18 protein-coding genes, 1 tRNA gene and 1 pseudogene are annotated in these 20,659 nt (G+C 67.1%); 15 read left to right on the top strand and 5 right to left on the bottom strand.

Annotated elements, in window-relative coordinates:
- Positions 1-20 precede the first annotated feature (20 nt).
- The 3 genes from FB560_RS09175 to FB560_RS09165 are packed head-to-tail and all read left to right on the top strand — an operon-like array spanning position 21 to position 3,050.
- Positions 21-506 (top strand): ribose-5-phosphate isomerase, encoded by a 486-nt coding sequence (locus FB560_RS09175; RefSeq protein WP_141872075.1) that lies wholly within the window; start codon positions 21-23, stop codon positions 504-506.
- Between the two features lies 1 nt (position 507).
- Positions 508-1,506, top strand: a complete 999-nt coding sequence (locus tag FB560_RS09170; protein WP_141872074.1) for an Fpg/Nei family DNA glycosylase — start codon at positions 508-510, stop codon at positions 1,504-1,506.
- Between the two features lie 38 nt (positions 1,507-1,544).
- Complete coding sequence (locus tag FB560_RS09165) at positions 1,545-3,050, top strand: amidohydrolase (RefSeq protein ID WP_407662552.1); 1,506 nt, start codon at positions 1,545-1,547, stop codon at positions 3,048-3,050.
- A gap of 57 nt (positions 3,051-3,107) precedes the next feature.
- Here FB560_RS09165 and FB560_RS09160 read toward each other — a convergent pair whose 3' ends face one another.
- Positions 3,108-3,593 carry a Dps family protein gene (locus FB560_RS09160; protein WP_141872073.1) on the bottom strand — a complete coding sequence of 162 codons (486 nt, stop codon included), beginning with the start codon at positions 3,591-3,593 and terminating at the stop codon, positions 3,108-3,110.
- A 140-nt stretch (positions 3,594-3,733) separates the two neighbouring features.
- Here FB560_RS09160 and FB560_RS09155 point away from each other — a divergent pair, with 140 nt between their 5' ends.
- The 5 genes from FB560_RS09155 to FB560_RS09135 all read left to right on the top strand — a co-directional run bounded on the left by FB560_RS09155 (position 3,734) and on the right by FB560_RS09135 (position 7,528).
- A complete protein-coding gene (locus tag FB560_RS09155) occupies positions 3,734-4,270 on the top strand; it encodes a gamma carbonic anhydrase family protein (RefSeq protein ID WP_141872072.1) in 537 nt (178 codons plus the stop codon).
- 30 nt (positions 4,271-4,300) lie between these two features.
- Positions 4,301-4,374: transfer RNA gene (locus FB560_RS09150), tRNA-Ile, on the top strand.
- A gap of 197 nt (positions 4,375-4,571) precedes the next feature.
- Positions 4,572-4,760 (top strand): helix-turn-helix transcriptional regulator, encoded by a 189-nt coding sequence (locus FB560_RS09145; RefSeq protein WP_141872071.1) that lies wholly within the window; start codon positions 4,572-4,574, stop codon positions 4,758-4,760.
- A 689-nt stretch (positions 4,761-5,449) separates the two neighbouring features.
- Entirely contained in the window at positions 5,450-6,604 is a 1,155-nt protein-coding gene (locus FB560_RS09140; protein ID WP_141872070.1) for an ATP-dependent DNA helicase, read from the top strand.
- Positions 6,605-6,655: 51 nt separating this feature from the next.
- Positions 6,656-7,528, top strand: coding sequence for a helicase C-terminal domain-containing protein (locus FB560_RS09135; RefSeq protein WP_141872069.1), 873 nt, complete (start codon positions 6,656-6,658; stop codon positions 7,526-7,528).
- A 116-nt stretch (positions 7,529-7,644) separates the two neighbouring features.
- On the opposite strand, the pseudogene FB560_RS09130 reads toward FB560_RS09135, so the two are convergent.
- Positions 7,645-8,226, bottom strand: a pseudogene (locus tag FB560_RS09130) (integrase core domain-containing protein); the annotation flags it as partial.
- Positions 8,227-9,476: 1,250 nt separating this feature from the next.
- Here FB560_RS09130 and FB560_RS09125 point away from each other — a divergent pair.
- Entirely contained in the window at positions 9,477-9,779 is a 303-nt protein-coding gene (locus tag FB560_RS09125; RefSeq protein ID WP_141872068.1) for a hypothetical protein, read from the top strand.
- Between the two features lie 1,807 nt (positions 9,780-11,586).
- Complete coding sequence (locus tag FB560_RS09120) at positions 11,587-12,603, top strand: YihY/virulence factor BrkB family protein (RefSeq protein ID WP_170198092.1); 1,017 nt, start codon at positions 11,587-11,589, stop codon at positions 12,601-12,603.
- A gap of 12 nt (positions 12,604-12,615) precedes the next feature.
- Here the strand turns inward: FB560_RS09120 and FB560_RS09115 are convergent, their stop codons facing one another.
- A complete protein-coding gene (locus FB560_RS09115; protein ID WP_229673146.1) occupies positions 12,616-13,338 on the bottom strand; it encodes a 3'-5' exonuclease in 723 nt (240 codons plus the stop codon).
- A gap of 67 nt (positions 13,339-13,405) precedes the next feature.
- Between FB560_RS09115 and FB560_RS09110 the strand changes: the two genes are divergently transcribed.
- On the top strand, positions 13,406-14,305 hold the full coding sequence (locus tag FB560_RS09110) for an alpha/beta fold hydrolase (protein ID WP_141872065.1): 900 nt from the start codon (positions 13,406-13,408) through the stop codon (positions 14,303-14,305).
- On the opposite strand, the gene FB560_RS09105 is transcribed toward FB560_RS09110, so the two are convergent.
- Complete coding sequence (locus FB560_RS09105; RefSeq protein WP_141872064.1) at positions 14,277-14,750, bottom strand: Lrp/AsnC family transcriptional regulator; 474 nt, start codon at positions 14,748-14,750, stop codon at positions 14,277-14,279. The two genes, FB560_RS09110 and FB560_RS09105, sit on opposite strands and share 29 nt — an antisense overlap.
- 169 nt (positions 14,751-14,919) lie before the next feature.
- Here FB560_RS09105 and pdhA point away from each other — a divergent pair, with 169 nt between their 5' ends.
- From pdhA to FB560_RS09090, 3 genes are read left to right on the top strand one after another with little or no spacing between them, the layout of a single operon-like run.
- A complete protein-coding gene (gene pdhA, locus FB560_RS09100; protein WP_141873191.1) occupies positions 14,920-16,035 on the top strand; it encodes a pyruvate dehydrogenase (acetyl-transferring) E1 component subunit alpha in 1,116 nt (371 codons plus the stop codon).
- Between the two features lie 11 nt (positions 16,036-16,046).
- Positions 16,047-17,048, top strand: coding sequence for an alpha-ketoacid dehydrogenase subunit beta (locus tag FB560_RS09095; protein ID WP_407662567.1), 1,002 nt, complete (start codon positions 16,047-16,049; stop codon positions 17,046-17,048).
- Positions 17,045-18,403: a dihydrolipoamide acetyltransferase family protein gene (locus FB560_RS09090; protein WP_141872062.1), complete on the top strand. Its 1,359-nt coding sequence runs from the start codon at positions 17,045-17,047 to the stop codon at positions 18,401-18,403. Before FB560_RS09095 ends, FB560_RS09090 begins: the two co-directional genes overlap by 4 nt.
- On the opposite strand, the gene FB560_RS09085 is transcribed toward FB560_RS09090, so the two are convergent.
- Complete coding sequence (locus FB560_RS09085) at positions 18,396-18,989, bottom strand: TetR/AcrR family transcriptional regulator (protein ID WP_141872061.1); 594 nt, start codon at positions 18,987-18,989, stop codon at positions 18,396-18,398. The two genes, FB560_RS09090 and FB560_RS09085, sit on opposite strands and share 8 nt — an antisense overlap.
- Before the next feature lie 111 nt (positions 18,990-19,100).
- On the opposite strand from FB560_RS09085, the gene FB560_RS09080 reads away from it, so the two are divergent.
- On the top strand, positions 19,101-20,654 hold the full coding sequence (locus FB560_RS09080; protein WP_233444086.1) for a carboxyl transferase domain-containing protein: 1,554 nt from the start codon (positions 19,101-19,103) through the stop codon (positions 20,652-20,654).
- Positions 20,655-20,659: the final 5 nt, after the last annotated feature.

Here is a 20,659-nt window from a genome sequence, read left to right as displayed (position 1 = left end):
CCGATCCTAGGATGGTAGCCATGCGCATCCATATCGCCACCGATCACGCCGGTCTCGACTTCTCCACGCAGCTGCAGGATCATCTGCGTGCTGCGGGTCACGACGTCGTCGACCACGGGCCGATCGAGTACGACGCGGTCGACGACTATCCCGCCTTCTGCATCCGCGCGGCCCAGGCCGTCGTGCGCGACCAGGCTGCGGGGGTCGAGACGCTCGGGATCGTCTTCGGCGGTTCCGGCAACGGCGAGCAGATCGCCGCCAACAAGGTCGAGGGAGTGCGCGCGGCCCTGGTCTGGAACCTGTCGACCGCGGAACTCGCCCGTGAGCACAACGATGCGAACGTGATCGCGATCGGTGCTCGCCAGCACAGCTTCGATGAGGTCACCTCACTGATCGACCGGTTCATCGCCACTCCGTTCTCGGGTGATGAGCGCCACGTGCGCCGGATCCGCCAGATCGCCGAGTTCGAGCGCGACGGCTCCCTGCTCCCGGATCCTCGGGCCTGACATGCCCGAGGGCCATTCCGTCCATCGGATCGCACGGCAGTTCGACCGCAACTTCGTCGGGAAGACGTTGTCGGCTTCGAGCCCCCAGGGTCGGTTCGCCGAAGGCGCCGCCGTGCTCGACGGCCGCACCGCGGTGAGTGTGCAGGCGGTCGGCAAGCAGATGTTCCTCGAGACGGAGGGTGATCTGTGGCTTCGTGTGCACCTCGGCCTCTACGGCGCGTGGGACTTCGCGGGCGAGATCCTCGTCGATCCCACGATCGCCTCGGCGAACGGACGCATGGGGCAGACGAACCAGCGAGGGACGGATCTGGAGGCCCCCATCCTCGACGATGCGGGAGAGAACTCGCTCGCGTCCATCGGCGCTCCCCGGCGCACACGCGTGCACGTGCGGATGTCAGAGCAGACCAAGGGTCTGGTGGATGAGGGGATGGAATGGCCTCCGCCCGTTGTGGGGCAGGTGCGTCTGCGCCTCATGACCGACATCACGGCCGCGGACCTGCGTGGCCCCACCGCCTGCGTGCTGCAGACACCGGAGGAGATGCTCGCGACCGTGGCGAAGCTCGGACCGGATCCGCTGGTCGGCGATCCCGCCGAGAACGAGGAGCGCTTCGTCCGCGCGGTGGCGAAGAAGCAGACCGTGATCGCGCTCCTGCTGATGGACCAATCCGTCGTCAGCGGGATCGGCAACGTCTACCGCGCCGAGATGCTCTTCAGAGAACGCCTGAATCCGCATACCCCGGGGCGCGACGTGCGCGAGGAGACCGTCCGCGCGCTCTGGCGCGATTGGGTGCGCCTGCTGGCGATCGGTGTGGAGACCGGGCAGATGATGACGATGGATGACCTCACGGCCGATGAGTACCGCGCTGCGATGGCGAGTCGCGACGACCGGCACTGGGTCTACCACCGTGCGGGACTCCCGTGCCGTGTGTGCGGCACCGAGATCGCCCTCGAGGAGATCGGTGCGCGCAAGCTCTACTGGTGCCCGCGCTGTCAGGCGTGAAAGCATCCGCTCCGATACGTCGACCCGAGGCTGAGAACATGCGTGAGAACTCCCCGTCCAGCGAGCCGATCGCGATGATCCGTGCGGTGCGCATCGCCGGCCCGGGACGTGAGTTCCTCTTGGATGATGAACCCGTCGACATCGAGATCGCGGAGGGGCGCATCGTCGACATCGCGCCCACCGGCCGTCTCCGGCCGCAGGGCGCGGTTCTCGACGGGGACGGCGCATGGTTGGTCCCTGGGCTCTGGGACAATCACGTCCACACCGTGCAATGGGCGCTTGCCGCCGAGCGCGAACCGTTGGGCACGGTCGGATCCGCGGCCGAGGCCGCCCGCCGGATGACTCATGTCGCGACGCTCGCCGACGGTCGGCGTGTGGGCGCCGGTTACCGTGACGCGCTGTGGAGCGACCTGCCCGATCTCGTGACCCTGGATGCCGCGACCGGCGACGTGCCCACCTATCTGATCAACGCCGACGTGCACAGCGTCTGGATCAATTCAGCGGCTTTGCGACGTGAGGGTTTCCGAAGCCCTGACGGGGTTCTGCGGGAGGAAGACGCTTTCGAGATCTCCCGGCGCCTGAACGCCGTGGACCCGGCCCACAGCGATCGTGCAGTGCAGGAGGCGGGGGAACAGGCCGCTGCGCGAGGCATCACCGGTCTCGTCGACTTCGATATGGCGTGGAACGCGGAGGCGTGGCCGCGTCGCATCGCGGCCGGCTTCGCCGCTCATCGCGTGGAGTTCGCGGTCTACTCGTTCGATCTGGATCGGGCGATCGCCGCGGGATTGCGCACCGGGGATCTCCTCGAGTCCGAGGATGCGCCGACCGCTGGGCGCGGACTCGTGCGGGTGGGGCCGCTCAAGATCATCTCGGACGGTTCGCTGGGCACGCGCACTGCGGCCTGCTCGCATGCCTACCCGGGCGATCCGGAGAACTTCGGTGTGCTGAACGTCCCGCGCGACGCGTTGATAGAGGCGCTGGTGACGGCGACCGGCGCCGGACTGGGAGTGGCCGTGCACGCGATCGGCGATCGAGCGACCACGTCCGCTCTCGACGCCTTCACCGTGAGCGGTGCGACCGGATCGATCGAACATGCCCAGTTGATCCGTCATGCCGATCTCGCCCGCTTCGCGCGCCTCGGTGTGATCGCCAGTGTGCAACCGCAGCACGCGCTGGACGACCGCGACCTCGTCGGACGGCATTGGGCGGAGCAGACGGCGATCGGATATCCGCTCGCCTCTCTCCTGGCGGTGGGTGCCGAGCTGCGCTTCGGCTCGGATGCCCCCGTCGCCGAGCTCGATCCGTGGCAGGCGATCTCGGCCGCCGTGTCCCGGACGGATGACGATCGGGAGCCGTGGCATCCAGAGGAGCGGGTGAGTATCGATCAGGCGCTGCAGGCGAGCGTGCGCACATCGATCCGACCGGGCGAGCCCGCAGACCTGGTGCTGTGCGGCCTTGATCCGCAGACGGCCACAGGGTCACAGCTGCGGGGGATGCCGGTACACGCGACGGTTCTGGCGGGCCGGACCACCCACACGGCCTGAGGACACGCGAAGAGGGCATCGGGATGTCTCCCGATGCCCTCTTCGCGTAGGCGTTCCTTATGCCGCGATGTGCGAGACGAGGAACCAGCGGTCCTTCTCGAGGCCGCGCATGATCTCGATCGCGACGTCCTGGCTGGTGAGGTCGACCTCGTCCAGACCGTCGATCGCAGCCTTGACGTCGACCAGGATCGCGTCGATGTCGGAGATGACCGCGCGGACGAGCTCATCCGACTGCGTGAAGCCTGCGGGGACGGCACTGGTGTCGGCCTTCTCGGCGACGGTGCTCAGTCGCGCGTCGATCGGGAGGCCGAGAGCGACGATGCGCTCTGCAGCGGTGTCGGCGAAGTCGCCGGCGTGGGCGACGATCGTGTCGAGCAGCTCGTGGACGCCGATGAAGTTCGCGCCACGGACGTGCCAGTGCGCCTGCTTGCCGTTGACGGTCAGTGCCTCGAGTCCCAGGACGACCGGGGAGAGGAACTGCGCTGCGGCAGCGGCCACGGTCGGGTCGCTGGCGGTGGTGGAAACGGTCTGTGCCTTGCTCATCTTGTGCTCCTCCGTGGTGCCTTCTCGTACCTGATGAAGACAACGCTACTCAGCCTCAGACATTCCGCAAGCAAGCTGAGGCTCCGCTTACACACGCGGAAACACGCGGAATTCCACCCAGCTGAGGATAGTCTCGCCTCATGAGCATTACAGCAGGCGCGTCCGTCCTCACCCTCCCTGAGCGCACTCCGTCGATCGCGCAGGAGGCGTTCGTCGCCGACGGCGCACGCCTCGTCGGAGCTGTCACTCTGTCGCCGGGAGCGAGCGTCTGGTACAACGCCGTGCTGCGCGCGGATTCGGCCCCGATCATGATCGGTCCTGACAGCAATGTGCAGGACAACGTCTCGGTGCACGTCGACGAAGGCCACCCGGTCGTGGTCGGTGCGAAGGTGTCGATCGGACACAACGCGGTGGTCCACGGATGCACCATCGGTGACGGCTCGCTGGTCGGCATGGGAGCGGTCATCCTCAGCGGCGCCGTGATCGGAGAAGGATGTCTCGTCGCCGGGGGAGCGGTCGTGCTCGGCGGCACCCAGGTGCCCGACGGCTCGTTGGTCGCGGGTGTCCCTGCGAAGGTGCGCCGTGCGCTCAGCGCTGAAGAGCGCGCGGGCCTCATCGCAAACGCCGACATCTATCTGACACACGTGCAGACCCACAGCGCCGCGACTCCGATCTGACGCCCGGCCACCGATAAGCTGGGTGCACACGGGGCGGTGGCCAAGCTGGTCAAGGCAGCGGGCTCATAACCCGACGATCGTGGGTTCAAGTCCCACCCGCCCCACGGAAAGACCCCCTGGAAGCCGCGAAATCACGCGGAAGTCAGGGGTTTTTCTTATGAGTGGATCGACATCAGAAGTCGAGTTCAGGTCCAGTTTGATGCCGTTCAGTGCCCCTGGAGAGCCGCTCCAGGAGAACGTCTACCGATTGCTACGGGGTGATGATGTTCAGCAAACCGTTGCTGCCGCGCATGTGGTGGACATGACAGACTCTCCGCTCCAACAGGTGCTCACCCAGGACCAGCTGGCGCACACCCTGCAGATCCCGGCCCGGACCTTAGAGGACTGGCGAACCCGCAGCTACGGCCCCCCGTTCATCCGCGTGGGCAAGCGTGTTCGGTACCGTGCCTCCGACGTGGATGCCTGGCTCAGCTCGCAGGTTGCCGCGTAGTGGCAGGGCGTCCTGAGATCCCCATCGGGGGACTCGGCAAGGTTACATACGAACACCAGGGCGCAAGGGTCCGAGGACGAGCGCGAACTCGTGATGCCGGCGGGGTTGTTCGACGGCTCGCCTGCGTAGGCGACACCGAAGCAGAAGCCCACGCGATGCTCGTTGCGCGAGCGGCTCACCTTGGCTTCGTCTCTGAGGGAGTGTCGGAAACAACAACCCTGGAGACGCTGCTCACCCTCTGGCTCAAGGACCGTGCCGAAAGCTCGCGAGTTAGGCCGCAGTCTCATCGGATGTACCGTGACACCGTGCGATGGCTCACTCCGATTGCCGGGGCGCTAGTTGCACCCCGAGAATTGCCAGCGCCGTGCGCCCGACAGAACGGCGGGTGCGGGGTGATCTCGGCGACGGGGCATCCACGGCGGAGACGTTCACAAGCTCGTCCATGTCGCGATCGGTCATGCTCACCACATGCGCGGCGACGGCGGAACCCGTGCACGATGGCTGCCGCGCATGTGGTGAGCATGCCCTCCCTTACATCTGTCGCGGGGCTCATCCCCGCGAACTCCCGTGACGACCTCGCCTCAGATCAGCTGGGACTACTCACCGCTGCCGTCCGCGTAGCCACCGGGAACCCTCACGCCCTTCCACGACCCGGCCAGGCCGATCTCCGCCGGCACATCGATATCGCGATGGACGCGCACACGGCCTGTGTGGGCGTCGCGCCGACCGGATCCGGAAAGTCTTTGGCCACCCTGACAGCTGCGTTCATGGCGGCCGTCGAATGGGACGAGCGCACCGTCCTGTCCACTGACTCCCTGGCACTCATGGGGCAGCTTCAGGACAAGGACGTGGACACCGTCCAGACCGCGGCGGCCGAGCTGTACCCCGACCGGCAGGTGATCGTCGCCTTCGTGAAGGGCATCGCCAACTACGTCGACCCCGCGAAGGTCATCGCTACGGCACAGACCCTCACCGGAAGTACCGGCACCACCGGATACGCCAAGCTCGCCGAGATGCTCGAAACGAACGGCCGCATGAAAGGCATGGAGCAGTTCCCCGACGTCGGCAGCGAGGGGGCGTTCCGCAAGCTCATCGTCTGGGCGCTCCGCCAGTACACGCCGAGTCATTTCGACGAGCCCGGCGATCGACACTCCTGCCCGATCGAGCACACCACCGAGGGGTGGCAGTCCGTGTCATCGTCATCCTCTGAGGCAGATGACGGCTCTCGATACGGGGTGCCCCCGAAAGCGCAGCTCGCGAAAGACCACGCCACCGGCGCCGACATCATCGTCACGAACCACTCGATCCTGGCCGTTCAGGCAGCGCTCGGTCTGCCCATCATCGTCGGGTCCAACCGATTCGGGCGGATCGACCACATCATCGTGGACGAGGCGCACACGCTGCCCGGCCATGTCCGCTCACAGGGAGCGACGACGCTCTCCCGCGGCACCATCCTCTCGATCGCTCGACAGGCGTACCGGGCTGCAGGAAAGCCCAGCGGCCGCATGCAGAAATGGAATGACGAGGCGGACACCGTCGCGGCATACGTCGAAGAGAAGCTCAGCGCCGGCAGTAGCGGCACGGCTGGCACGCAACGGGACAGCGTCCGCCGTCTCGGTGAGAACGACAACCCTGTCGCCGAGATCGAGGACATGATCCGCAGCTGGGCTGACATCGGATCGAAAGAGCTCGGGCACCTCGCCGACGATCGCGACGTGTCCAAGCGCATAAAGGCCACGGCCGTGCTCGACAGGATCGACAAGCTGAAGGCGACGATGCGTTCGCTGGCGAAGCATCGCTCCGGGTGGGCCCGCTGGATCGAACGAGAGGAGCCTCGAGGGTGAAACGGGCGCGCATGGATCGCGGCGAACATCTCTCCGATCAGCGTCGGGTGGATGCTCAACAACCACCTGTGGACCGCGAACGACGAGGATGGCGAGCCGTACCAGCTGTCCGTCACCGCGATCTCCGCGACTCTGCCTGTGAACTACGCCCAGCGGGCAGGGCTGGTTGCTGAGCGTCGCACCTACCCGACCCCGTTCACCGAGGCATACGCCGGGAGCTCACTCTTCATCCCGCAGCTGGAATCGCAGGAGGAGCTGGCGACCCTCACCCGTGAGGGGTATCGGGGCAAGCGGTCGTTCGACTCGTCAGCGCACCCTGCCTGGGCCGCGGAGCTGATCGTTGATCTCGTCCGCGCCAACGGTGGACGCGCGCTGGTGCTGTCGGCGAAGGCTGTCGACGGCAAGCTGTACGCGGAACGCCTGCGCCGAGCATTGCCCGACATCACCGTGCACTCCCAATGGGATGGCGGCACCCCTTCGAGGATCACCACCGAATGGCGTCAAGATATCGGGTCGGTGCTCGTCGGCACGAAGTCGTTGATGACTGGTGTCGACGCGCCGGGGGAGACCTGCTCGCTGGTGATCGTTGACCGGATCCCGCGGTCTCCATCCAACCCGATCGACGACGCCCGTGTGGAGGAGCTCGAAGCGCGAACCGGGGACCGTTGGGCAGCAGACAGGTACGTGTACGCCGTCGACGCCGCGTTGCTTCTGTCGCAAGCCGCCGGGCGCCTCATCAGGCACACCTCCGACCGTGGCATGGTCGCGTGCCTCGACCCGCGTCTTCTGAAAGCACCGGCTGGACGCCCGGGTCCGATCACGTACCCAGAGCCGACTCGGCAGATTTACATGGAGACGCTCGACCACTTCGGGCACAAGCTCTCCGCGCGCGGTTCCGCCGTGGAATGGCTCAGCGCGCGCTGAACGGAACGGGTCACCGCAGGTCAGTGGCGAGTACGACATCAGGAAGGGCCCGGATGCGCCGATACGCACCCAGGCCCTCGATCTGTCGCTTTGTCAGCAGACCTAGGTGTACCCGGTCAGGACGTTGGTTGCAGTCGGCTGATCGGGGGGCCTCCGAGGGCTGAGTGGCGTCGTCCAGTGTTGTAGTGCTCGAGCCAGGGGTCAAGGGCTGCGGTGCGATCGTCGTTCGAGGTGAATGGTTGCCGGTAGGCCCACTCGGTCTGCAGGGTCCTGTTGAACCTCTCCACTTTCCCGTTCTGCCAGGGGCAGTGCGGTTTGATGAACTTCTGCCGGATGTCGTGCGTGGCGCAGAGATCGCGTAGCGAGTACCGGTATGCCCAGGCGTTGTCGGTGATCAACCGCTCGATCCTGCGGATGCCGTGCGCGGCGAAGTAGCCGATCGCGCGTTCGAAGAACGCGGCGCATGTCGGCCCCTTCTCATCGGGGAGAACCTCACTGTAGGCGAGGCGGGAGTGGTCATCGACGACGGAATGGACGTAGTCGTAACCGGCGCCCGCGCGCTTGTTCTTCTCGGTCTGTGTTGAGTCTCGGCCGCGTGCTCGCCATCCGCCGCCGTCCGGGATGCGGCCGAGCTTTCTCACGTCCATGTGCACCAGCTCGCCGGGACGTTCGCGTTCGTATCGGACCGCTGTGGTCTTCCTTTCGCCGGGGCTGCTCGTCAGGTGAACTCAAGATGGGTCAGTCGCGGGACGCAGGGGAGCGGGTTGATCAGGGCGAGTGATCGCGGTATGGCGATGCGTCCGCGCGCCTTCGTTCGTCCCGGCGAGGCGGGGGGAACGTGCTGACGAACCATCAGTTAGGGGGATAGTCGCGCTCGGGAGACGCGTTGGAAACTTGAGGAGTGCGCGCTGGGCTTCTCAATAGTCCAGTTGCCGCGTATGCGAGAGCTCTGTTCTGCGCATGCGTCGCGTGTGTCGATGACACCGCGTCACTCCACATTCGACAGGCAAGGTGAGCAACGCATATGAGCACGGAACATGATGGGACTGAGCACATCGAAGGTGATGCGGGTTCGCAGACGCGACGGGACGGCGTTGCCCGTCGCACGCTGGTAAAGGGCGCGGCGTGGTCTGTTCCGGTCGTCGCTCTTGCGATCGCGACACCGCTGGCCGCGGCGAGCGCGGCACGGGAGACGTACACATTCACGGTGAGCGGCAACGGGACGCAGTCGGGCCTGTGCTCCGTCGTGATTCCTGCAGGTGCGACCGACATCAGCTACAGGGTCGTGGGTGGTGGCGGCGGCGGACTGTTCAGCGGGTCCGGAGCCGCAATGGTCGGGGTGATGAACTCCCCGAGCGCAGACACCCTGGTGAACTTCGTTGCCGCAGGTGGTGGCCTCTCATCGTTGGTCCCCCGCAACCCGCCGAGCAATCCTCTGCCGCTCCGCGTCGGTCTCGGCGGCGATGGCTTCGGTCGGGGCGGATCGGGGCCTTGGGATCCGACCGCGCCACTGACAGACCCTCCGTTTGACACTTTCCCTTCAGCGGTCGGTGGCGGTGGCGGTGGTGGCAGTGCACTGTTGGTGAATGGCGTGCCGGCGGTCGTCGCCGGCGGCGGCGGAGGCTTCGGAGGAACCGCGAACAGCTTCGTGGGCGGCAGCCCCACCTCCATCTCCTACGGTGGAAATGCTCCGCTCACCGCGACCGGCGCAGGAACATCAGGCCCTTCGGCGTACTTCTCTCGCAGCGATCTGGGAAACGTGCGCTCGGCGACGTCAGCGCCGGGCAGCGGTGGCAGTAGCTCCACCGCCGGAGCGGCTGGCGCGACATCGTACACGGGCTCCTTCACGCAGACGTCGACTGTGATGGGAAGCGCAGGAACACTTGCCTCAGGAGCTACGGGAGGCAACGGAGGAAACGGCGGCCTGAAGATCGCCAGCGGAGTAGTCGTGAACAACTACACACTCCTCGGGAGCGGTGGCGGCGGTGGCGGCGGCTATGGTGGCGGCGGTGGCGGAAGTATCCAGCATGTCTACCTCGCCAATCGGGAACTTGTCATCGCCGCAGGCGGTGGCGGTGCCGGTGGCAACTACGTCGCTGCTTCCGTGGGAGCGGTCGTGATCTCCAACACGGCCATCACTCTCGCCGGAAACAGCGGGTCGTCCGCGACTTCTTGGAACGGCGTGCCCGGCACCGTGTTCTTGTCGTTCACAGCCGCTGCTGGTCTGGATCTCGGAGCCTGTACGGCCTGACCAGTTCAAGAGCAATGACCACAGTGGTCCACTTCGGTGGCCGCGCCTGTCCCACCCGGATCGGCGCGGCCACCGTTCTGCGTTCGGCGCAGTACAGCTCTCAAGCCTATGGCGCTTCCCGGGGGACTGCTGTCGGCTATCGTGTGGATTCGCCTAGGAGCGTGACGACATCATGGTGTAACCGCACCAGGCATCCAGAAGAACCCGAAGACGGTGTTCGATCGCACGAGCCGATGGATCACCGTGCGGCTCCTCGACGAATCGAACGCCTTCGCACTGGAGCGGGGAGCGGACCTCGCCCGGAACGCGATCGTCGCGGAGCTCCCTGCGAGAGTCTCCAAATATGGGGGATTCGATCAGGGACACCGTGCGACTACTCTCGCTGACCGTGTCGTGCACAGGTTTGAACGCGAGATCATGTCGAAGGAGCCGCCGCGCATGTGGTGATCCGCGGTCTCCTGCATTGTGCGCAGCGCTTCCCCGTAGCTGTCGGCAGCGAAGTACCCATGTTCTGCAGCGGCATCTGATGTGTCCGGCGCTGACGCGACTGCGACTGTCAGCGGCGCCGTGAACGGGGCGTCATCGACGACAGGCGCCAGGTACACGGGGGCTTCCGTCACCTGCCACACGTCACCGTCGATCGCGGCGAATCGGTCGAGGCTGTCCTGAATGATCTGCACGGCATGCGACTCAGACGTAGCCGCGACCGCCGGCGCCTGCTCGGCTTGCTGACGGAGCCACTCTTCGTCAGCGGGGACTGGTCGCAACTCATACTCTCGCCCGGGTTCGCTGGGTGCCCACGCGGCCGCGGCCGGGACGATGGGAGTGACCGTCCTGTGTCGGGGTCCTCGATGCCCCAGACCTGCCGGACAAGCTGCCCGTTGACGATGCGGTACTCGCGTGCGACTTCGTCGCCGGACGCTGAAGCCGTGCCGTCGACGACGATGGAGACCGGAGCCTGCTCTGATGTGTAAGCAGGGACGGTGACGTTCGTGATGAACGATTGGGCAGCGGCGGCCTGGGCCTTCGCGGTCTTCGCGACATCACCAGCTCGACGGAACCAGCTGAGGCCCTCGCGTTTGCGACGAGATTCGCTGGAAGTGTCGACCCGTGTGTCCTCCCCGCTGAGGAGCTGGCGCCAATCGACCCGGACACGCGCTCGGAGATGCTCGGAAGCGCTGGTGAGTGGCGCGGCTGGTGGCGCTGTGAGGCGGGCTGCGAACTGTCCGCCGCCGGGCCCGCTGGTTCGATGCAGGTTGCCGTGGCCGTCCATCGTAGGCAGAGTCATGTCGTCTCCTTCACCACACCACCCCTGCGGCGAGGATCTTAGGGGGTGCCTCGTTGCGGCTCTATGGAGGGCAAGGAGACGTTGGCCCTCTCCGCTCCGCAGGGGAGGATGTGGGGTTGTCCAGGCGCACGATGACCACCTGGTCCTCGGCACGCAGCCGCGGTATTCTGACGCAACGCATGTCGAGAATCAGGTCCACTTTGTGTCCACTAATGGCGGTTTGGGTCCTGTTTCTGCTCCGTACCAACCCGTAGGTCAACGGCCGATTCCGCTAGAGTCAAGGGAACAACGGTGCTCCAGGGCTGATGTCCATAAACCGACGATCGTGGGTTCAAGTCCCACCCGCCCCACCACGTCTTCGGAGGAGGTCGGCGTGCACACCGGTTTCACGAGAGGGCGCGCGCCGCGATTCGGCATGAGCGTGCCCGAACGACGTCTCCCGCACTCGTGAGCGGTCACAGCATGTCATCCGGCTCTGTGTCAGCGAATGAGAAGAGCCGCGAAGGCAGGTCGACCGACATGAGCGACACCACAGCAGAGGAACCGTCGCCGAACGACCTCGACGCCCGATCGTGGAAGTTCGTGGCCCGCAGCGTCGTCCGCAAGTTCGGGGCAGACGGCGCGGGCGATATCGCCGCCGGGCTGACCTTCCATGCCGTTCTCGCGCTCATCCCCGCGATCATGGTGATCGTCTCGATCATCAGCCTGCTGGGCAAGGAATCGGAGACGGTGTCGCTCGTCCTCGAAGTCGCTCGAACCGTCGCGTCTCCGGAGGTCGCGAAGGCGCTGGCGTCCGTTGTCGACGTGCTCGCGGAGTCGTCGATCGCGGGGCTGGCTCTCGTCACCGGTCTCGCTCTCACGATCTGGGCGGGAGCGCGTTACATCGCGGTGCTCGGGCGAGGGACGAACCGGGTCTACGGCGTCGACGAGGGCCGACGGGGCTGGGCGTTGAAACTGATGCAGCTCGCGGTGAGCGTGGTGCTGTTCGCCGCGGTGCTGGCGGTGGCGGCGCTGCTCACGCTGTCGGAACCGGTCGCACGGGCCATCGGCGATGCGCTCTCGCTCGGAGATTCCGTGCTCATCGCCTGGCAGATCCTACGCTGGCCCCTCCTGGCGGCGGTCGTGATCGCCGCCGTGGCCTTCCTCTACGACCGAGCGCCGAATGTGAAGCACGTGAAGTTCCGTTGGGTGAGTCTCGGCGCGGGGATCGCCATCCTCGTGCTGATCGTCGCCAGCGCACTGTTCAGCCTCTACGTCTCGAACATCGTCGACTACGACCGCGTGTACGGGCCGCTCGCCGGTGCGATCATCTTCCTGCTGTGGATGTGGATCGCGAACCTGGCCCTCATGCTGGGGGTCGAGTTCGATGCCGCGGTCGAGAGAGCCCGCGAGCTCAGGGCCGGGGAGCCGGCCGAGTTCCGGGTACAGCTTCCTCTGCGCGACTCGACGCAGGTCGAGGAGAAGAATCAGCGCACCATCGACGAGATCGCGGAGGCCAGGGAGCTCCGACATCGATCCGACGACGGTGCACGCTGACGTACTTCCTGCTCAGAGCACCGACGCGTGCGGACGCACGGGCCACGTGCCGTCCAGCGCCTCTTCCGGCTCGAGGCGTCCGATGCTGATGAAGTACTCGGTGAGACTCTCGGCCTGAGAACGGGCCCAGCCCACCTGCCGCGTATGCAGCTCGGTGAGCGACTGCGGCAGGACGAACTGCCGGGCGAGGGCCTGCGCGACGCGTCCGGCGGCGATCGCATCCGCCGAGGCCTCGTGGGCACCTTCGAGGGGCACGGCGTAGTGGGCGGCGACGACCTCGAGTGTGCGCTTGCCGCGCCGATAACGGTCGTAGGCCTTGTCGATCACGAGCGGATCGATGATCGGCGAGGGATCGGCGAGAGGCTGGATCCCGTGGCGCGTTGCCTCGTGCGCGAGAAGGGAGAAGTCGTACGACGCGTTGTAGGCGACGACGGGCACTCCCTGCGCCAGGAGGGATCGGAGCGCGGCGGTGATCTCGCCGACCACCTCCGCGGCCGGCCGGCCGTGCGCACGGGCGTGAGTCGTGGTCACTCCGTGCACAGCTGTCGCTCCCTCCGGGATCGGGATGCCGGGGTCGGCCAGCCAGGAGCGCGCAGCGACCTGCCGTCCGTTCGCATCGAGCACTCCGACGTGCGCGGTGACCACCCGATCCGTCGTGACGTCGACTCCTGTGGTCTCGAGGTCGAAGACTCCGACGCGAGTGAGCCAGGCGGGGAGGTCGGGTGCAGTCGACATGCCCTCACGGTAGGACGAGCGGCCGACATCCATCGGGAGGCACACGGTGACTCCGTAGACTCGAGGCATGACCGTGCCTTCCCCCTACGCCGACCGTCTGAGCCGTCTGCCCGTCGAGCGGCATGAGGTCGAGGTCTCAGGCGGTGTGACGGCGTACTGGGTCTATGGTCCGAAGGACGCCGAGACGACCGTGATCGCGGTGCACGGCTTCCGCGGCGAGCACCACGGACTCGAACCGGTGCTGGCGTTCCTTCCCGAGGCACGAGTGATCGCGCCCGACCTGCCCGGTTTCGGTGAGACGGATCCGCTTCCCGGCACCGCGCACGATCTCGACGCGTACGCCGGGTGGCTCACGGAATTCGCTGCGAAGGTCGCGCCAGGGGCGGTCATCCTCGGACACTCCTTCGGCTCGATCGTCACGGCCGCAGCCGTCGCCGGACGTCTGGAGACGCCGCGCCTCATCCTGTTGAACCCGATCGGCGCCCCGGCGCTGGAAGGCCCGAAGGGGCTGATGACCCGGCTCGCCGTGCTCTACTACGCGCTCGGTGCGCGGCTTCCTGAACGCCTCGGCACCGCACTGCTGCGCAACCGCGTGATCGTGCGCGTCATGAGCATCACCATGGCGAAGACCAAGGATCCCGAGCTGCGCCGCTTCATCCACGACCAGCACGACACGTACTTCTCGCGGTTCTCGGATCGTGACGTGCTCAGGGACGCTTTCGTCGCGAGCGTGTCGCACGACGTGCGCGAGTTCGCCACGCAGATCGAGGTTCCGACACTGCTCGTCGCCGCCGAACGCGACGACATCACCCCGATCGAGGCGGAGCGCACGCTCGCCGCACGGTTCCCCGATGCGTCACTCGTCGAGATCGCCCACGTGGGTCATCTGATCCACTACGAGACCCCTGCGGAAGCCGCAGGGGCGATCCGTCGATTCCTCAGGATTCCCGTCGCGCGAGGCCGATGAGTCCGGCGACCCGGAACGGGATGACCTCACCCATCGCGAGTGAGGTCTCCGTGCGCTCGACGCCCTCGATCGAGAGGATCCGTGCGTCCGTGTCGAACAGATGACGCGCATCGCGGCAGGCGACGCGGGCGAGCAGGTCGATCGATCCGCTCAGACCGTGCGCCTGCACGACTTCGGGGATGCGGGCGAGCTCGTTGATGATGCGCGGGAGCTCGGTCTGGCGGACCCCGATGCTGACGAAGGCCTGCAGGGGGAAGCCGAGCACTTCCGGTGCGAAGGATCGCTCGTAGGAGAGGAAGATCCCGGTCTGCTCCAGCCGCGCCATCCGCGCCTGGATCGTGTTGCGAGAGAGGCCGAGATTCTCCGCGAGAGCCACGATCGTGATGCGGGGATCGTCGGCCAGCGCGGCGAGAAGCTCGAGATCGATACGGTCCAGTCCAGGCATAGTGCCAAACCCTAGCAGGGCTCGACCCATCGATATTGAGCAACATGCTCAAGCCCACTTCCATTGCTTGAGCGAGGTGTTCAGCGGACGTACGCTCAGACCACACCGGTGATGACGCCGGGTGCAGCGCGCACAGCCTTTCGAGGCCGCTGAGACTTGGAGGACGATGATGTCACCGCAGATCACGCCCATCGCCGATTCGACCCAGGATCTGGAGCTCACAGAGCGCCTCCTGGCTCCGGACGGAACGCGCATCGCGCACCCCGATCTCGACCCCTTCGTCGCCGACGTCGACGCGGCGCAGCTGCGAGCTCTCCTGCGCGACATGGTGATCCTCCGCCGCATCGATGCCGAGGGAGTGGCACTGCAACGGCAGGGACAGCTCGGGCTCTGGGCGCCCTGCCAGGGCCAGGAGGCGACGCAGATCGGCACGGCCCGCGCTCTTGCGCCCCAGGACTACGTGTTCCCGAGCTACCGCGAGACCGGCGTCATCTACGCCCGGGGCGCGCAGCCGGGAGACTTCGTGCGGATGTGGCGCGGCGAGGAAGGTGCGGGGCACGACCCGGCCGCTCTGCGCGTCGCTCCGCTGCAGATCATCATCGGCGCGCAGACGCTGCACGCCGTCGGTTACGCACTCGGCATCCGTCACGATGGTGCCGATGAGGTCGCGGTGACCTACTTCGGCGACGGCGCGACCAGCCAGGGCGACGTGAATGAAGCCATGATCTTCGCCGCGTCCTATCAGGCGCCGGTCGTCTTCGTCTGCCAGAACAACCACTGGGCGATCTCCGAGCCGGTCGCGCTGCAGTCCCAGTACCCGATCGCGGGGCGCGCGCCCGGCTTCGGGATCCCGAGTCTCCGCGTGGACGGCAACGATGCCCTCGCCTGCATGGCGGCGATGCGATGGGCGCTCGCTCATGCCAGGGCGGGCAAGGGGCCGGCCTACATCGAGGCCGTCACATACCGCATGGGACCTCACACCACGGCCGACGATCCCACGCGCTACCGCGACGAATCGGAGCTCGAGGAGTGGCGCCGTCGTGATCCGATCGCGCGACTCGATGCGCACCTCCGCAGCATCGGTGAGCTCGATGAGGAGCATCTCGCGGAGATCCAGTCGGCCGCCGACGTCGTCGCGAAGGACATGCGCGCGGCATGCCTGGGCATGGTCACCCGTGCGCCTCTTGCGGTGTTCGACGGTGTCTACGCCGAGCCGCATGCCGGACTGGCCCGTCAGCGCGACGAGTACGCCGCTTACCTCTCGACCTTCGAGGGCGAGGCGTGACCGTGGGGGAGATGACTCTCGGCAAGGCGCTCGGCGCCGGGCTGCGTCGGGCGATGCAGGACGACGACAAGGTCGTTCTGCTCGGCGAGGACATCGGCAAGCTCGGCGGCGTGTTCCGCATCACCGACGGCCTGCTCGACGAATTCGGTGCCCAGCGCGTGATCGACACGCCGCTCGCGGAATCCGGAATCGTCGGCACCGCGGTGGGATTGGCTTTCCGCGGCTACCGTCCGGTCGTCGAGATCCAGTTCGACGGCTTCGTGTACCCGGCGTTCGATCAGATCGTCGCTCAGGTCGCCAAGCTCCACTACCGCACCCAGGGCAGGGTGAAGATGCCGATCACGATCCGCATCCCGTGGGCCGGGGGGATCGGCGCGGCCGAGCATCACTCCGAATCGCCTGAGGCCTACTTCGTCCACACCGCCGGCCTCCGGGTCGTCGCGGTGTCGAACCCCGCCGACGCATATCGGAGTCTTCGGCAGGCGATCGCCTCCGACGATCCGGTGATCTTCTTCGAGCCGAAACGCCTCTACCACCACAAGGGCGAGGTCGACCTGGATGCGTCGTTGGCGGATGCTCCGCCGATGGGGCTGGCCAGTGTGGTCCGGCCCGGGCGTGACGTCACGCTCATCACGTACGGCGCGATGGTGGGCACGGCCCTGCAGGCCGCCGAGGCCGCGGAGGACGAGGACATCTCGATCGAGGTGATCGATCTGCGCTCCCTGTCGCCCGTCGACTACGACTCGGTCGCAGCCTCCGTGCGCAAGACCGGTCGTGTCGTGGTCGCCCATGAGGCGTCGCGGGAGGCCGGTGTGGCCGCCGAGGTGATCGCCAGCATCACGGAACGCTGTTTCGAATACCTCGAATCCGCACCGCTGCGCGTCACGGGTCACGACATTCCGTACCCGCCCGCGAAGCTCGAGAAGTTCCACCTGCCCGATCTCGACCGCCTGCTCGATGCGGTGGATCGCGTACTCGACCGGCCGAACAGTCTCACGGAGGTGGACGCATGATCGCCGAGTTCCGACTGCCCGATCTCGGGGAAGGTCTCACGGAGGCCGAGGTGGTGCAGTGGCTCGTCGCCCCGGGCGACACCGTGACCCTGAATCAGACGCTGGCCGAGGTCGAGACGGCCAAGGCCGTCGTCGAGCTGCCGTCGCCGTATGCAGGCACCGTGTCGACGCTGCATGCGGACGCGGGGGCTACCGTCGCGGTCGGAGCGCCTCTCATCGCGTTCGACGTGGCGGGGGAGGAGGAGGGTGACGCGCCGTCGCCGGACACCGAAGAGAAGGCGCAACCCAACCTCGTCGGATACGGCGCCGCACCGACCGCGACCGGCCGGCCGGCACGCCGGGCCCGCCGCACCTCGACAGCGGGCGCTGCCGCGGACACCGCAGTGCTGGAAGCGGCGCCGCACGACGCGGCGCCCTCCGTCAGCGTCGAGCGCGTGATCGAGCGGCCGAGGTCGACTCCTCCCGTACGTGCCCACGCCAAGCGTCTCGGCATCGACCTGGTCCTGGTCGCGGCAGCCGTCGGGGATCGTCTGATCACCCGCAACGATGTGGATGCCTATGCCGAGCGCACGGGCTCCGGCCAGGGCGACGTGTCCGTGCCGGTGAGCGCGGACCTCGGCGTCCCGACGACCGCCGCCGCCCTGACGCCGGGTGAGCGCGAGACCCGGATCCCGATCCGCGGCGTGCGCAAGCATACGGCCGCGGCGATGGTGGCCAGCGCCTTCACCGCGCCGCACGTGACCGTCTTCCACACGGTCGACGTCACCGAGACGATGGATCTCCTCGCCGGGCTCCGCGAGGATCGGTCTCTCTCCGCCCACCGGATCGGCCCCCTCGCGGTGATCGCGAAGGTCGTCTGCCTCGCGCTCGGACGCACGCCCGGTCTCAACGCGCGCTGGGACGAGGCCGCGGGAGAGATCGTGCAGTTCCACTACGTCGATCTCGGCATCGCCGCCGCGACCGAGCGCGGCCTCATCGTGCCGAACATCCGCGACGCGGAACGTCTCTCGCTCGTGGAGCTGAGCGAGGCGCTCAAGGCTCTCGCCGAGACTGCTCGTGCGGGTAAGACGTCCCCGGCGGAACTCGTCGGCGGCACGTTCTCGATCTCGAACATCGGTGTGTTCGGCATCGATGCGGGAACGCCGATCCTGCCGCCGGGACAGTCGGGCATCCTCGCCGTCGGTGCGGTGCGTCGACAGCCGTGGGAGTACCGCGGAGAGATTGCGCTGCGTCAGGTGATGACGTTGAGCCTTTCGTTCGACCACCGCCTCGTGGACGGGGGCGAGGGCGCGCGCTTCCTCAAGGATGTGGCCGATGTGCTCGAGCAGCCGGGCCGGGCGATGCTGCTCAGATAGCAGCACGCAACGCGGCATCCGCCATCGCGGCCAGCACGGTCGCGGTGGCGGTCTGCTGTCTGGTGGTCGCACGCGTGCTGTGCGGGGTGGAGTTGATGAGGCCGAAACAGGCCTGGACCCGCAGTCGCAGCTCTTCCGCGCTGGCCGTCACGAGCGGCGTGAGCGCGGCGATCCACACCTCGATGTAGGTGCGCTGCAGACGACGCACCTCTGCGCGATCCTCGTCGGAGAGATGGGCGACATCTCGATCCTGCACCTGGATGACCTCGGCGTTGCCGAGTGCGAAGTCCACGTGGAAGCGGATCAGCGCCCGCATGCGCTCCTCGGGCTGTGCAGACGCTCCGGCGACGCGCGCGCCACCCGCGACGAGATCATTGCTCACCTTGACCAGTACGGCACCGAGAAGGGCCTGCTTGCCTGCGAAGTGGCGGTAGACCGCGGGGCCGGAGACGCCGACGGCGGCACCGATGTCCTCGAGGCTGACGCCGTTGTATCCGCGCGCGGCGAAGAGCCGCGCGGCCTCGTGGAGGATCGCGTCGGATCGCTCGGCTTTCGCGCGGTCTCGGGCAGTCGTCGGGGTTGTCATTCCAGTTAATCCTCGCTAACCTGAATGTACGGGTTAGTGAACACTAACCGAATCAGCACATGCAGCGCCACCGTGGGTCGCTGCATGACGTGGGTCGAGGAGGACTTCACGATGCCCGCTACCCAGGAGTCACTCGCGGCAGCACTGCGCGATCGCCTCGCGACCGCAGCACGCGGAGGGCCGGAACCCTCGCGAGAGCGTCATGTCGCGCGCGGCAAGCTGCTCCCACGCGATCGGGTGGCGCGGCTGCTCGACGAGGGCAGTCCCTTCCTCGAGGTCGCCCCGCTCGCGGCGGACGGTCTGTACGGGGGAGAAGCGCCGGGAGCGGGGGTGATCGCCGGGATCGGCCTGGTGCACGGCCGCCACGTCATGGTGGTGTGCAACGACGCCACGGTCAAGGGCGGCACGTACTACCCGATGACCGTCAAGAAGCACCTGCGCGCGCAGGAGATCGCGCTCGAGAACCGCCTCCCGTGCCTCTATCTGGTTGATTCGGGCGGTGCCTTCCTGCCCCGGCAGGACGAGGTGTTCCCCGACCGCGAGCATTTCGGGCGCATCTTCTTCAACCAGGCCAACATGTCGGCAGTAGGGATCCCGCAGCTCGCTGCCGTGCTCGGGTCCTGCACGGCCGGAGGGGCGTATGTGCCGGCGATGAGCGACGAGACCGTCATCGTGCGGGGGCAGGGCACGATCTTCCTCGGCGGCCCTCCGTTGGTGAAGGCGGCGATCGGGGAGATCGTGACGGCCGAAGAACTCGGCGGCGGTGAACTGCATGCACGTCGCAGCGGTGTGGTGGACCACCTGGCAGAGGACGATGAGCACGCGCTCGAGATCCTCCGTGACATCGTCGCCACGCTGCCTCCGCCCGCAGAGCCGGCGTGGGAGATCCTTCCCAGCCGGGAGCCGGAGGAGCGGTCGTCGCTGTACGACGTGGTCCCCGTCGACGTGAACGCGGCCTACGACGTGCATGAGGTCATCAGCCGACTGGTCGACGCCGACAGTTTCCGCGAGTTCAAGGCCGAGTACGGCACGACCCTCATCACCGGCTTCGCCCGACTGCACGGGCATCCCATCGGCATCATCGCCAACAACGGCGTGCTGTTCAGTGAGTCGGCGCAGAAGGGGGCGCACTTCATCGAGCTGAGCGACCAGCGCGGCATCCCCTTGCTGTTCTTGCAGAACATCACCGGATTCATGGTCGGATCGGAGGCCGAGGCCGGCGGGATCGCGAAGGATGGGGCCAAGATGGTCACCGCCGTCGCCAGCACCCGGGTGCCCAAGCTGACGGTGATCATCGGCGGATCCTTCGGCGCCGGGAACTACTCGATGTGCGGTCGCGCCTATTCGCCGCGGTTCCTGTGGACGTGGCCCGCGAGTCGCATCTCCGTCATGGGCGGCCCGCAGGCAGCCTCCGTGCTCGCCACGGTCAAGGAGGATCAGCTCACCGCGCGGGGTGAGGAGTGGTCTGCGCAGGAACGCAGCGACTTCGAGACACCGATCCGCGAACAGTACGAAGCACAGGGGGAGCCCTACTACGCCACCGCCCGACTCTGGGATGACGGGATCGTCGATCCCGCGCAGACGCGCGATCTGCTCGGGCTCGCACTCGACGTCGTCGCCCGCACCCCGCTGCCCGAACCGCGCTTCGGCGTCTTCCGGATGTGAGTGAG

Origin of the sequence: Microbacterium saperdae (assembly GCF_006716345.1) — a bacterium.
Classification (GTDB): domain Bacteria; phylum Actinomycetota; class Actinomycetes; order Actinomycetales; family Microbacteriaceae; genus Microbacterium; species Microbacterium saperdae.
Note: the sequence above shows the minus strand (reverse complement) of the source record. Positions and strands in the feature narration are given on the sequence as shown.